The 14,117-nt window shown below is 72.3% G+C and carries 9 protein-coding genes; 7 read left to right on the top strand and 2 right to left on the bottom strand.

Annotation, left to right across the window (positions count from 1 at the left end; genetic code table 11):
* The first annotated feature begins 57 nt into the window (after positions 1–57).
* Genes AB0H75_RS07050 through AB0H75_RS07065 form a run of 4 tightly spaced genes read left to right on the top strand, consistent with a single transcriptional unit; the run spans position 58 to position 4,289 of the window.
* The gene (locus tag AB0H75_RS07050; protein ID WP_367791683.1) at positions 58–777 is read left to right on the top strand and encodes a TetR/AcrR family transcriptional regulator; all 720 of its coding nucleotides are present in this window, start codon (positions 58–60) and stop codon (positions 775–777) included.
* A gap of 1 nt (position 778) precedes the next feature.
* Positions 779–3,262 carry a PEP/pyruvate-binding domain-containing protein gene (locus tag AB0H75_RS07055; protein WP_367791686.1) on the top strand — a complete coding sequence of 828 codons (2,484 nt, stop codon included), beginning with the start codon at positions 779–781 and terminating at the stop codon, positions 3,260–3,262.
* 42 nt (positions 3,263–3,304) lie between these two features.
* On the top strand, positions 3,305–3,688 hold the full coding sequence (locus AB0H75_RS07060; RefSeq protein ID WP_367791689.1) for a hypothetical protein: 384 nt from the start codon (positions 3,305–3,307) through the stop codon (positions 3,686–3,688).
* A 1-nt stretch (position 3,689) separates the two neighbouring features.
* On the top strand, positions 3,690–4,289 hold the full coding sequence (locus tag AB0H75_RS07065) for a TetR/AcrR family transcriptional regulator (RefSeq protein WP_367791692.1): 600 nt from the start codon (positions 3,690–3,692) through the stop codon (positions 4,287–4,289).
* On the opposite strand, the gene AB0H75_RS07070 is transcribed toward AB0H75_RS07065, so the two are convergent.
* Positions 4,286–6,268, bottom strand: coding sequence for an amino acid transporter (locus tag AB0H75_RS07070; RefSeq protein WP_367791695.1), 1,983 nt, complete (start codon positions 6,266–6,268; stop codon positions 4,286–4,288). The genes AB0H75_RS07065 and AB0H75_RS07070 overlap by 4 nt on opposite strands.
* Positions 6,269–6,459: 191 nt before the next feature.
* On the opposite strand from AB0H75_RS07070, the gene AB0H75_RS07075 reads away from it, so the two are divergent.
* Complete coding sequence (locus tag AB0H75_RS07075) at positions 6,460–8,541, top strand: GTP-binding protein (RefSeq protein ID WP_367791698.1); 2,082 nt, start codon at positions 6,460–6,462, stop codon at positions 8,539–8,541.
* Between the two features lie 9 nt (positions 8,542–8,550).
* On the opposite strand, the gene AB0H75_RS07080 is transcribed toward AB0H75_RS07075, so the two are convergent.
* Entirely contained in the window at positions 8,551–9,120 is a 570-nt protein-coding gene (locus tag AB0H75_RS07080) for a hypothetical protein (protein ID WP_367791701.1), read from the bottom strand.
* Positions 9,121–9,426: 306 nt separating this feature from the next.
* On the opposite strand from AB0H75_RS07080, the gene AB0H75_RS07085 reads away from it, so the two are divergent.
* Together AB0H75_RS07085 and AB0H75_RS07090 are read left to right on the top strand one after the other, a co-directional pair.
* The gene (locus AB0H75_RS07085; RefSeq protein WP_367791704.1) at positions 9,427–10,818 is read left to right on the top strand and encodes a glycoside hydrolase family 43 protein; all 1,392 of its coding nucleotides are present in this window, start codon (positions 9,427–9,429) and stop codon (positions 10,816–10,818) included.
* On the top strand, positions 10,815–14,048 hold the full coding sequence (locus AB0H75_RS07090) for a discoidin domain-containing protein (protein WP_367791707.1): 3,234 nt from the start codon (positions 10,815–10,817) through the stop codon (positions 14,046–14,048). Before AB0H75_RS07085 ends, AB0H75_RS07090 begins: the two co-directional genes overlap by 4 nt.
* Positions 14,049–14,117 lie beyond the last annotated feature (69 nt).

The following is a 14,117-nucleotide window of genomic DNA, read 5'->3' on the forward strand; positions in this document are numbered from 1 at the left end:
GCTTACAATTAAATGACCAAATAGTTTCATCCAGTCAAACAAACGAGGGGTGAGACGATGGTCAGGGCCGGACGGCCACCGCAGGATCCGGCGCGCCAGCTCGAACGGGCGCACCGGATCCTCGACGCCGCCGCCGAGCTGGTCCTGCGCTGGGGCTACGGCAAGACCACGATCGACGACGTGGCCCGCGCCGCCGGGGTCGCCAAGGGCACGATCTACCTGCACTGGCGGACCCGCGACCAGCTCTTCGCCGCGCTGCTGCGCCGCGAGCGGGTGCGCCTGCTGGACGAGATCCGGGCGGCGGAGCCGGCCACGCCGCACGAGCTGTTCGGGCACTTCGTCCGCGCGACGCTGGACCGGCCGCTGCTGCGCGCGGCGCTGCTCGGCGACGACGAGGTGCTGGGCAAGCTCGTCCGCATGAAGCGGTCCAGCACGACCGGCCTGGAGCTGGGCGGGCACTTCGACGACTACATCGCCCGGCTGGTCGAGCACGGCGCGGTACGCGAGGAGCCCGGCGACCACCTGACGGTGATCAGCTCCATCGTGTACGGCTTCGTGGCCCTGCCGGACCTGCTGCCGGCGGAGGCGCGGCTGCCCGGCGACCGCATCGCCGAGCTGGTGACCGACACCGTCGAGCGGGTCATGAGCACCGGCCGCCCGCTGCCGGAGGAGGACAGGAGGGCCGTGGCGCAGGCGACCCTGGACATTCTGGACGCCATGCGGGAGGTCGCCCGCCGCAAGCTGGCGGCCGCCCTGGGCTCGGAGGAGCGTGGATGAGATGAGGGCCGTACTGCCGCTGGACGACGCGGCGGCCGATCTGGCGTCGGTGGGCGGCAAGGGGGAGTCGCTGGCGCGGCTGGTCCGGGCGGGGCTGCCGGTGCCGGGCGGGTTCTGCGTCACCACCGAGGCGTACCGGGAGTTCGTCGCGGCCTTCCGCGACGGGATCGACCCGCGCGACCCGGAGGGCACCGCCGCGCTGTTCGCCCGGCACGAGATGCCCGAGGCGATCGCCGCCGAGATCCGGCGGGCGCACGCGGCGCTGGGCGACGACGTCGCGGTGGCCGTGCGGTCCTCGGCCACCGCCGAGGACCTGCCCGGCATGTCGTTCGCGGGCCAGCAGGACACCTATCTCGACGTCCGCGCCGACACCCTCCTGGACGCGGTGCGGCGCTGCTGGGCCTCGCTGTGGAACGCCCGCGCCGTCGCCTACCGCGACCGGCAGGGCGTCCCGCACGACGACGTGGCGCTGGCCGTCGTGGTGCAGGAGCTGGTGGACGCGGACGCGGCCGGCATCCTGTTCACCGCCGACCCGGTGACCGGCGCGCTGGACGAGACCGTGATCAACGCCTCCTGGGGGCTCGGCGAGGCCGTGGTCGGCGGCCTGGTCACCCCGGACACCCTGGTGCTGCGCGACGGCGCGGTCGTCAGCGAGCGGATCGGCGACAAGACCGTCATGACCGTCCGCACCGGCGACGGCACCCGGGAGCGGCCGGTCCCGGACGAGCTGCGCCGCGCCCCCGTCCTGACCGCCGGGCAGGCGCAGGAGCTGGCCGCGCTCGGGGCGCGCGTGCGGGAGCTGTACGGCGTCCCGATGGACGTCGAGTGGGCCCGCCGCGCCGATGGCACCTTCGCCCTCCTCCAGGCCCGCCCGATCACCGGCCTCCCGCCGCGCCTGGAGGAGTGGAACGACAGCCTCAGGGGCGAGTACCTGTGGACCGCGGGCAACCTGGGCGAGGCCATCCCCGACGTGATGACCCCTCTCACCTGGACGTTCGTGCGGATGTTCATCCACGAGGCGATGTCGGCCTCGTCGCTGCCCGGCTTCGACATGGTGGGCAACATCGGCGGCCGGTTCTACATGAACCTCAGCGTCCTCCACACCATCGCCGCCGCCCTGGGCATGGGCAAGCGGGCCGCCGCGACGGAGAACGTCTTCGGCAGGCTGCCGCCCGGCCTGGTCGTGCCGAAGGTGCCCATCTCCCGGTGGGAGATCATCAGGCGGGTGGTGCCGATGGCGGTCGGCCTCCAGCGGCGGGTCCGGACCAACCTCAGGGCCATGCCCGCCTTCCTGGCCGGCTCCCGGCGGCGCTGCGAGGAGCTGCGCGCCAGGATCGCCGCCACGGAGTCGGGCCCCGAGCTGGCCGCCCTGTGGGAACGCGAGATCCGCCCCCACGTGATCACCGCCTGTCAGATGCTGGAGGCGGCCGGCCGCCAGGGCGGCGCCACCCTCGTCTGGACCCGCGACAAGCTGCGCAGGATGATGGGCGACCTCGACGCCGAGGCCATGCTGTCGGGCGTCAACGCCGGCGGCGAGCTGGCCAGCCTCGGCCCGGTCATGGGCCTGTCGCGGCTGGCCCGCGGCGAGATCACCCGCGAGGAGTTCGCCGCCGCCTACGGCCATCGCGGGCCGCACGAGTTCGAGGTGTCGATCCCGCGGCCCGGCGAGGACCCGGCCTGGATCGACGCCCAGCTCGCCGGCCTGCGCGAGCTGCGCCACGACACCGCGGCGCTGCTGGCCAGGCAGGAGCGCGCCAGGGAGGAGGCGTGGGCCCGCTTCGCCGCGCGCTACCCGCGCCAGGAGGCCAGGATGCGCGAGCGGGTGCGGCGCTGGGCGGCGGTCGTGCGCGACCGGGAGGACGCCAGGTCGGAGAACATCCGGGCCTTCTGGGTGCTGCGGGCTTTCGCGCTGCGCGCCGGGGAGCTGACCGGGCACGGCGACGACGTCTTCTTCCTCCACATGGACGAGCTGCCGGCCCTGCTGCGCGGGGACGCCGCCGCGCTGGAGCGGGTGCCGGTGCGGCGGGCCACCTACGAGCGGTACGCGGCGCTGCCGCCGTACCCGGTGCTGATCGTCGGGCACTTCGACCCGGTGCGCTGGGCCGCCGACCCCGAGCGGCGGGCCGACCTGTACGACGCGCGCGGCGGCATGGCGCCGGTCAGCGACACCGTGTCGGGCTTCCCCGGCGCGCCCGGCGTCGTGGAGGGCACCGCCCGGGTGATCGCCGCGCCCGAGCAGGGCGACCGGTTGCGGCCCGGCGAGATCCTGGTGACGACGCTGACCAACGTGGGCTGGACGCCGCTGTTCCCGCGGGCCGCCGCGGTCGTGACCGACCTGGGCGCGCCGCTGTCGCACGCCTCGATCGTCGCCCGGGAGCTGGGCATCCCGGCCGTGGTCGGCACCGGCAACGCCACCATGCGCATCCACGACGGCGACCGCCTCCGGGTGGACGGCGAGCGCGGGACGGTGGAGCTCCTGGGGTGACGGGCCTTGCGTGAAATTATCCATGCGGATAACTTTATCCGCATGGATAATAAATGGACGTCCGTGCGGGCGCTCTTCGTCGCCGTCCTCGTCATCTCGATCGCCACGCTCGGCGTGACCGCCGTCCTCGGCGGCAACTGGGTCATGTGGCTGCGCGGGGCGGCCGTGGCCGCCGCGTCGGTCTGGCTCATCGCCCTGACCGGGCAGGCCGCGCGCGGCCGGAGAGCCGCCTACGTCCGCATCCGGTTCGTCAGCATCGCCGCGCCCCTCGGGATCGTGCTCATCCTGCTCGCGCCCGACAACGGCTACCCGGCGTGGATGAAGGCCGAGCAGGCGGTGGTCGGCGTCCTGGTCGCCGCCGTCGCGCTGATCGTCAACCGGCGTGCGGTGCGGGAGGCGTACCCCAAGGGTGGCAAGCTGGGGTGACATGAGAAGCTCCGGGACCCGCCAGGCGGCCACCGAGGCGCGCAAGGCGCAGATCGCCTCGGCCGCGATCGCCGTGCTCGCCGAGCGCGGCTACGCGGAGACCACGTTCGAGGCCATCTGCGAGCACGCCGGGCTCAGCAGCAAGAGACTGATCACCTACCACTTCGCCGGCAAGGACCGCCTGCTGGAGGCCGTCGTCCAGCAGGTCGTCGCCGACGCCGCCGCCTTCATGCGCCCGGCGCTGGAGGCCGCGACCGGCCCCCGAGCCCAGCTGGAGGCGTTCATCAGGTCGAACCTCGCCTTCGTCGCCGCCCACCCCACGCACGTGCGCGCCGTGCAGCAGATCGCCTTCAACCAGGCCCCCGTCGGCGGGCCGGAGCGGGACGCCGCGCTCGCCAGGCTGGTGGCGCTGCTCGCGGACGGGCAGCGCACCGGGGCCTTCCGGGAGTTCGACCGCACCGTGATGGCGGCGGCCCTGCGCGCGTCCCTCGACACGATGGCCGAGCGGGTCGCCGACGGCCTCGACCCCGGCGCCTGCGCGGACGAGCTGGTCGAGCTGTTCGACCGCGCGACCCGCGCCGAGCCGCGCGGAACGCCCTAACCGCCCACGTGGATGCCGGGGCGGCGGGCCGGGTCGGGCTCGCTGGTGCGCAGGATCTCCCGGACGACCGGCGCCGTGTCGCCCCGCCCGAGGATCAGGTAGCGGAACAGGTGCATCAGCGGCGAGCCCTCCGCCCACTCGAAGTAGCAGTGCGGCCGCACCCCCGTCGCGTCACGCAGCGCGAGCAGGATGGCGGCGATCGCGTTGGGCGCCGCCGGGCTCTCCGCGCGCAGCACGCGGTGGCCGTCCACCTCGACGCCGCGCACCCGCAGCACGTCGCTGAAGCTGGACGGGTCGATGACGTCGATCTCCAGGAACAGCACGTCCGCCCGCCCCGGGACCGGGTTCATGCTGCGCTGCTCGGCCTCCTTGGCGGCGTACTCGGCCTTGTCGCCGCGCTGCCGGCGGTTGGCGATGAGGTCGAGCGCGCCGTCGTAGGCCAGCGAGTCGGTGACGAACCGGCGCGCGGGCTCGTCGAACTCGATGCGGTCGGCCCGCAGCTCGGTCGTCCGCGACACCCGCGAGACCAGCGAGATGGCGATGATGCCGAGGATGAACAGCGCGGAGATGGCGATGCCGTCCGGCTTCTCCCTGATGTTCTCCGCCAGCGCGTACACCAGCACCAGGGTCAGCACGGCGAACCCGGCGGCCGCGGCCCGCTGCCGCCGGCGGATCGCCGAGATGAGCACCGCGGCCGCGCCGGAGACCATCATCGCCAGGATGCCGGTGGCGTACGCGCCGGCCTGGGCGTCCACGTCGGCGCCGAACGCGATCGTGAGCACGACGCAGATGCCGGTGTAGACCAGCACCACGGGCCGCACCGCCCGGCCCCACTCGGGCGCCATGCCGTAGCCGGGCAGGTAGCGCGGCACGATGTTGATCAGCCCGGCCATCGCCGACGCCCCGGCGAACCAGAGGATGAGGATGGTGCTGACGTCGTAGACCGTGCCGAACACCTCGCCCAGCCGCGCGTGCGCGAGGTAGGCCAGCGCCCGCCCGTTGGCCTGGCCGCCGGGCCTGAACTGCTCGGCCGGGATGAGCACGGTGGTGACGAAGCTGGTGGCGATCAGGTAGACGCTCATGATGAGCGCCGCCGTGGTCAGCAGCTTGCGGGTGTTGGCGATGCGCGAGCCCAGCCGCTCGTCCGGGTCGGCGCCCCGGGCGGCCACCAGCGGCATCATGCTGACCCCCGTCTCGAACCCCGACAGGCCCAGCACCAGCAGCGGGAAGGCCAGCACCGCCGGGCCCAGCACGCCGCCGAGCCCGCCGTGCGCCCCGGCCAGCCCGTCGATCCAGCGCGACAGCGCGTCGGGCGTGGCGAGCACGTCGGCGATCCCGACGGCGACGACGACCGCGTTGAGACCGAGGAAGAGCGCCACCAGCGGGATCGCCACGCTCACCGCCTCGGTGAAGCCCAGCAGGAACACCCCGCCCAGCACCAGCAGCAGCGCGACGGTCAGCGCGACCGCGTGCCCGTGCAGGAAGGCCGGGAAGTACGGGTTCTCCAGCACGTGCACGGAGGCGTCGGCCGCCGACAGCGTGATGGTGATGATCCACGACGTGGCCACGAACCCCAGCAGCACCAGCACGAACAGCTTGCCCCGCCAGAACGGCAGCAGCCGCTCCAGCATCGCCACCGACCCCTGCCCGTTCGGGCTCTCCTGGGCCACCCGCCGGTACATCGGCAGCATGCCCAGCAGCGTCAGCGCCACGATGAGCAGCGTGGCCAGCGGCGACAGCGCCCCGGCCGCGAGCGCGGCGATGCCCGGCAGATAGGCCAGCGTCGAGAAGTAGTCGACGCCGGTCAGGCACATCACCTTCCACCAGGGCTGCGGCTTGGCGTGCCCCTCCTCCGTCTCGGGGCCGACGGGATGCACCTGGTGCTTCAGCAGCCAGCGCGCCGGCCCGCCCGACGGGGGCGCGGGCCGCGACGCACTCTCCACCACCGCTGGGATGGCCAGCTCACCGGTACCGCTCACCGGACTTCCTCTCTCGACGAGTGACGGACTCCACCCTAGGGCCGCGAGCGCGGGCGGAGCGTTAAACCGGTTGCCCCCTTACCCGGACTTCTGATCTCCTGACGGGGACATCCGGGAAAGGAGCGAAAAATGCGAGCGACTGCCGTGTCCATCAGCGTAAGAACGGTTCCCTTCGAAGGACATGACACTCGTTGCGTACGCTCAACCTCGGAATCCTGGCACATGTGGACGCCGGCAAGACGAGCCTGACCGAGCGGCTGCTGCTCGCCGCCGGGGCCATCGACGAACTCGGCAGCGTCGACGACGGCAGCACCCGGACCGACACCCTCGACCTCGAACGCCGGCGCGGCATCACCATCAAGTCCGCCGTGGTCTCCTTCGCCGTGGGCGACACCACGGTCAACCTCATCGACACCCCCGGCCACCCCGACTTCATCGCCGAGGTGGAGCGGGTGCTCAACGTGCTCGACGGCGTGGTGCTGGTGGTCTCCGCCGTGGAGGGCGTGCAGGCGCAGACCCGCGTGCTCATGCGGACGCTGCGCCGGCTCGGCATCCCCACGCTGTTCTTCGTCAACAAGATCGACCGGCGGGGCGCGCGGCCCCGGGGCGTGCTGGCGGAGCTGGCCGCCAGGCTCGCGCTGCCCGTCGCGGCGATGGGCGAGGTCACCGGCGCGGGCACCGCGCGGGCCGCCTTCAGACCCTTCGACGGCGGGTGCGGACCGGAGCTGATCGACGTGCTCGCGCTGCACGACGACGCGCTGCTGGCCGCGTACGTCGAGGGCGGGCCGCCGGTGCCGCCCGCCCGGCTGCGGGCCGCGCTCGCCGAACAGACCCGGCGGGCCCTGGTGCATCCGGTGTTCTTCGGCTCGGCCATCACCGGGGCCGGGGTGGCGGAGCTGATGGCGGGCCTGCGCGAGCTGCTGCCCGCCGCCGGAGGCGACCCGGAGGGGCCGGTCTCGGGCGCGGTGTTCAAGATCGAGCGCGGGCCGGCGGGGGAGAAGCTGGCCTACGCCCGCCTGTTCTCGGGGACACTGCGCGTCCGCGACCGCCTCCGCCTGCCGGGCGGCACCGAGGCCCGCGTCACCGCCATCGAGGTGCCCAGCGTCTCCGGCGCCCCCGGCGCCCCCGGCGCCCCCGGTGGCCCCGGCGGCCCCGCCCACCGCCGGCCAGGCCCCGCGCGCACCCCGCACCCGCCCGGTGCCGGGCGGCCCTCGCGCCCGTCCGACGCGGGGCGGCCCCCGGGGGCGGTCGCAGCCGGGCAGATCGCCCGGCTGCGCGGGCTGGACGCCGTCCGCGTCGGCGACCCGCTCGGCGAGCCGCCGCCCCGCGCCGGGACGGGCCACTTCGCCCCGCCCACCCTGGAGACCGTCGTGTCCCCGGCCCGCCCCGCCGACCGGGGCGCGCTGCTGCTCGCCCTGACCCGGCTCGCCGAGCAGGACCCGCTCATCGGCCTGCGCCAGGACGACGCGCGCGGCGAGATCTCGCTCACCCTCTACGGCGAGGTCCAGAAGGAGGTCATCCAGGCCACGCTCCTCGACGAGGCCGGCCTGGAGGTGACCTTCAGGGAGAGCACCACGATCTGCGTCGAGCGCCCGGCGGGCACCGGCGCCGCCGCCGAGCTGATCGGCAAGCCGCCCAACCCGTTCCTGGCCACCGTCGGCCTGCGGGTGGAGCCCGGCCCGCCGGGCGGCGGCGTGCGGTTCCGGCTGGAGGTGGAGCTGGGCTCGCTGCCGCACGCGTTCATGCGCACGATCGAGGAGACCGTGCACGACACCCTCCGCCAGGGCCTGCGCGGCTGGCAGGTGATCGACTGCGTGGTCACGCTGACCCACTCCGGCTACTGGGCCAGGCAGAGCCATTCCGGCGGCGTCTTCGACAAGAGCATGTCGAGCACGGCCGGCGACTTCCGCAACCTGACGCCGCTGGTCGTCCTGGAGGCGCTGCGGCGGGCCGGGACCGTGGTGTGCGAGCCGGTGCACCGCTTCACGCTGGAGCTGCCCGCGGACACGGCGGGCGAGGTGCTGCCCGTGCTGGCCCGGCTCGGCGCCGTCCCGCGCAGGCAGGACCGGGGCCTGATCGAGGGGGAGATCCCGGCGGCCAGGGTGCACGAGCTGGGGCAGCGCCTGCCGGGCCTGACCCGCGGCGAGGGCGTGCTGGAGACGGCCTTCGACCGCTACCGCCCGGTACGCGGCCCGGCCCCCGCCCGCCCGCGCCTCGGCCCCGACCCGCTGGACCGCAAGGAGTACCTGCTGCGCGTGCAGCGGCGGGTGTGAGCGGCGGTCTCAGGCCCCGTCCCTGTCGGAGTCGGCGGACAGGACGATGGCGCCCAGGTAGCCGTCGTCCTCCTCGGTGACCTTCATGAGCATCGAATCCCGGTAGATGGAGTCGCCGTCGTTGAACGTGTCGCGCCCGGTGTGCTTCGCGTACGGGGCCCTGGCCATGACCGCGCTGTTCAGCTTCTCGTCGAACATCAGCTGGGTGGTCAGCACGCGCTGGTCGCTGACGTGCACCATGACGTGGATGTGGATGGTCCGCCCCCGGTACCAGCCCGGCCAGATGGTGGTGAACCGGACGACGCCGTCGGCGTTGGCGACCTGGGCGCCGCGCAGATAGCGCTTGTCGTCGGTGGGGGTCAGGGCACAGGTGTTGGCCCCGGCGAACAGCGAGGCCGCGTCGGCGGGCGTGGCGCTGGTCGCCTGGGGCGTCACCGTCGCGCCGGTCGAGGTCGTGACGGCACGGGGGCCGTCTCCCGTGGCGCCGCACGCGGCCAGCAGGCCGCCGAGCCCGATGGAGCTCACGCCCGCGATGAGCCGCCGCCTGCTGACCCGCTCGCCTTCGTGGTCATGTCCCACGTCTGCTTCCTCTCCGGAGTCCGTGTCGTCCGGATTGTGAGGTTATGGGGGAGTTCTGGGCAACTCCCGTGAGCGGGATGAGAAGACGATGAATCTACGAAATCCTTTTCGGTGAGACGTAATTGTGACCATCCATCCGTTGGCTGATCAGCGCCCGCCCTCCTCATCAAAAGCCAGCTCACCCGCTGTGCATATGGTTGCAGAGCCGCATTGACAGCCCTCGGCCGCGCGTTCTACGTTCCCGAAAACCTTTTAGTTAAGGTTACGCGTGATGTTAGCGCTAACACAGCAAGGAGCACACCCCTCATGAGACGACGATGGGCGGCGGCCCTCGCCGCGGCACTCCTGCTCCTCCTCACCACCGCCCGCCCGGCGCTCGCGGGCGCGCCGATCACCACCGCGATCTACACGGCCGACCCGGCCGCGCTGGTCGCCGGCGACACCCTGTACCTGTACACCGGCCACGACGAGGCCCCGCCCGGCGGCACCAACTTCGTCATGCGCGACTGGCACGTCTTCACCTCCACCGACGCCGCCACCTTCACCGACCAGGGCGCCAAGCTGTCGATCTCCACCTTCTCCTGGGCGGGCGCCGACGCCTGGGCCGGCGAGGTCGAGCGGGGCGCGAACGGCAAGTACTACTGGTACGTCCCCGTCAACGGCAACGGCGCCGGCTGGATGGACATCGGCGTCGCCGTCGGCGACACCCCGCTCGGCCCCTTCCGCGACGCCAAGGGCGGCCCGCTGATCAGCGACAGCACGCCGAACTCCGCGCCGCTCAACATCGACCCGACCGTCTTCACCGACGACGACGGCCAGGTCTACATGTACTGGGGCTCCTACTACGGCCTGCGCGCCGTCCGCCTCAATCCCGACATGACCTCGACCAGCGGCCCGGTCATCACCCCGAGCGGCGTGACGAACTTCTGGGAGGCCCCCTGGATGTTCAAGCGCGACGGCGTCTACTACCTCGCCTACGCCGCCAACGACTCGGCCTGCTCCGCGCCCGGCCACGCCTGCGTCCGCTACGCCACGGCGAGCAACCCGCTCGGCCCGTGGACCCACCGCGGCGTCGTGCTGGACCAGGTCACCTCGACCACCAACCACCCGGCGATCATCGAGTTCAAGGGCCAGTGGTACATGGTCTACCACAACGCCTCCAGCCCCGGCGGCGGCGACTTCCGCCGCTCGGTGACGATCGACAAGCTCTTCTTCAACGCCGACGGCACCATGCGGAAGGTCGTCCAGACCGGGGGCGGCCCCACCACGCCGGGCAACCTGGCGGCGAGCGCCACCCCGTCCACCTCCTACGTCTCGCCCTGGGAGACCCTGGCCGCGATCAACGACGGCTACACCCCGACCGGCTCGGCCGACCACAGCCACGGCGCCTACGGCAACTGGGACCACCAGGGCACCGAGTGGATCGAGTACCGCTGGCCGGCCGCCCAGACCGTCTCCCGCTCCGAGGTCTACTGGTTCGACGACGACCAGGGCATCGACCTGCCCGCCTCCTGCCGGGTCCAGTACTGGACCGGCAGCGCCTACGCCGACATCCCCGGCCAGTCCGGCTGCGGCACGGCCGCCAACGGCTTCAACACCACCACCTTCCCCTCGCTCAGCACCACCCGGCTCCGCCTGAGCGTCACCTCGCGGACCGGCTACTCCACCGGCGTGCTCGAATGGAGGGCCTTCTCGTGAAACGTGTCCTGACCGCCCTGCTGCTGGTCGCGGCCCTGCTCGTGGCGGGCGCCCCGGCGCACGCCGACCAGACCATCGGCTACCCGTCCTTCAGCGGCCCGGCCGTCCCGTCGCCGCCCGGCTCGTACACGACCGGCGACATGATGCGGGCCATCTACGACGCCGAGAGCTCCGGCACCGACTTCTGGATGGACCGGCTGCTGGCCCGCCCCGGCAACGACCCCGCCGGCACCTGGCTGATGACCCGCGGCCGGGCGTTGTTCATGAAGACCCACACGCCCGGCACGCTCGGCTTCGCCGGGCAGGTCGCCTACTGGGAGAGCATCAGCGACAACAACGCCTTCACCGTCGCCGTCACCCCTGGCACCTTCACCGAGCAGGTCGGCTCCCGCCGGCAGGCGCCCAGCCACTGGAGGAGCCGGCACACCAGCGGCTCGGTGACGATCGACCAGACCAAGTTCATCACCGACAACAACGTCGCCGTGGCCGACCTGGCCATCACCAACGGCGGCTCCGCCGCGACGACGCTCCAGCTCAGGGCCACCTCCCCGTACGCGACCAGCGGCAGCGGCAGCGAGCTGACCGGCCAGGTCAGCGCCTACAACAACCTCACCACGATCTACCCGCGGCTCACCGGCGACGGTTTCACCGCCTCCGGCGGCGGCCTCAACCGCTCGGTCACCGTCGCCGCCGGCGCCACCGTGACCGTCAAGGTCGTCATGGGCTTCGTCACCAGCGAGATCCCGGCCTCCCGTACCGAGTACGACGCCTACGCCGGCTACTCGCCGGCCACGGCCTTCGCCACCCACGTGCGCGCCTACAACCGCTGGTGGGCCGAGAACGTCCCCTACATCGACGTGCCCGAGCCCGGCATCAAGAAGAACATCTACTACCGCTGGTGGCTGATGCGCTACAACCACCTCGACGCGGACATCCCCGGCCAGACCTTCCAGTTCCCGACGTCGATGGAGGGCGTGCTCGGCTACAACAACGCCATCGCGCTGACCCAGCCCATGCACATCGACGACCTCAAGTATCTGCGCAACCCGATCTACGCCTACGGCGACTGGCTCAGCGTCGGCCAGATCTCCAAGAACGGCCGCTTCCTCGACAACCCCGGCGACCCGGAGAACTGGTCCAACAGCTACACCCAGTACATCGCCGAGGCCGCCTGGAAGAGCTACCAGATCCACGGCGGGCAGCCCGCCATCGCCGCCAACCTCGCCCGCTACGCCGAGCAGGACGTCAAGGGCCAGCTCTCCTTCTACGACACCGACAACAACAAGCTCATCGAGTACGACTGGGGCGCCCTGACCGGCAACGACGCCGACGCCGTCTCCTTCCACTGGAAGCCCGGCCGCATGGACCGCGCCGAGGCCGCCTACCAGTACAGCGGCGCCCTGGCCGCCGCCCAGGCGTACGAGGCCGTCGGCAACACGGCCAAGGCCACCGAGATGCGCACCCTGGCCACCCAGATCCAGAACGCCATCGTCAACGTGCTCTGGAACCCCGGCAGGCAGCTCTTCGAGCACCGCCTGAAGTCCACCAACGAGTGGGTGCCGTGGAAGGAGATCAACAACTACTACCCGTTCGCGGTCGGCGCGATCCCGGACACGGCCACGTACAAGCAGGCGCTGCGCCTGTTCGACGACCCCGCGCAGTACCCGATCTTCCCCTTCTACACCGCCAACCAGGCCGACAAGGCCGCCTCCGGCACCGGCAGCAACAACTTCTCCACCATCAACTCCACCGTGCAGTTCCGCCTGCTCTCCTCGGTGCTGCGCACCTACCCCAACGAGTGGATCGACCCGACCTGGTACAAGAAGCTGCTCTACTGGAACGCCTGGGCGCAGTACGTGGGCGGCAACACCCAGTGGCCGGACGCCAACGAGTTCTGGGCCGACTGGAACGGCTCGTCCATCACCTACCGCTCCTGGATCCACCACAACATCCTGGGCAGCAGCAACTGGACCGTGATCGAGGACGTCGCCGGCCTGCGCCCGCGCAACGACGCCAAGGTCGAGCTGTCGCCGATCGACATCGGCTGGAGCCACTTCACCGTCAACAACCTGCGTTACCGCAACGCGGACCTGACCATCGTCTGGGACGACCCGGCCGACGGCGTGGTCCGCTACCCCGGCGTGCCCGAGGGCTACTCGATCTTCATCAACGGCAGCCGCGCCGCCACCGTGTCGTCGCTGGTGCCCTTCACCTGGGACCCCGCCACCGGCGCGGTCACCACCAGCGGCACGGTCACCCACCACGTCGCCGTCCCCGGCCTCCAGGCGCCCGCCCAGGTCGTCCAGAGCAGCGCCCGCATGGTGGACCTGCTCGCCAAGGCCGGCGTGGACCTGACCGCCGACCTCGCCAACCTGGCCGCCGGCGCCACCGCCACGGCCTCCACCACCGCCTCCGGCAGCTCCACCGCCGGCGCCGTGGACGGCTTCCCCATCAACGAGCCGTTCTGGGGCGGCACCACCGCCGGCCAGGACTGGTACGAGCTGAACTTCGGCACCGCCCGCACGATCGACGAGGTGCGGCTCTACTTCAAGGACAGCCGCCCGGCCGCCACCACCTACCGGGCACCGGCCTCCTACGACATCCAGTACCACAACGGCAGCTCCTGGGTCAGCGTGCCGAGCCAGGCCAAGACCCCGTCCGCGCCGCGCGCCAACTACAACCTCGTCCAGTTCCCGGCGGTCACCGCCCAGCGCATCCGGGTGCTGGCCACGGCCGCCTCCGGGGCCAGGACCGGGCTCACCGAGATCAAGGTCCACAACCGGGGCGGGGCCCAGCCGTCCGGCAACCTCGCGACCTCGGCCACGCCGACCGCCTCGTACACCTCGTCCTGGGAGAGCGTGGCGGCCGTCAACGACGGCATCGACCCGCCCGCGTCCAACGACACCGCCAACCCCCGCTGGGGTTGCTGGCCGGAGACCGGGCAGCAGTGGGTGGAGCTGACCTGGCCCTCGGCCCGCACGCTCGGCCGGGCCGAGGTGTACTTCTTCGACGACGAGCAGGGCATCGACATGCCGGCGTCGTGGAAGCTCCAGTACTGGAACGGCAGCGCGTACACGGACGTGCCCGGCGCCTCGGCGTACACGCTCACCAAGAACGGCTACAACTCCGTCACCTTCACCGCGACCAGCACCACGAAACTGAGGGTGCTGCTCACCGGCAACGGCACCAGCAGCGTCGGCCTCCTGGAGGTCAAGACCTACGCCCCCTGACGCCACCCCGTCCCACCGGCCGGCCCCGCCCGGGGCCGGCCCTCGCTTGCCCGTCCTCGCCTGGGGTGG

This window comes from Nonomuraea sp. NPDC050783 (assembly GCF_040802095.1).
Taxonomy (GTDB): Bacteria; Actinomycetota; Actinomycetes; order Streptosporangiales; family Streptosporangiaceae; genus Nonomuraea.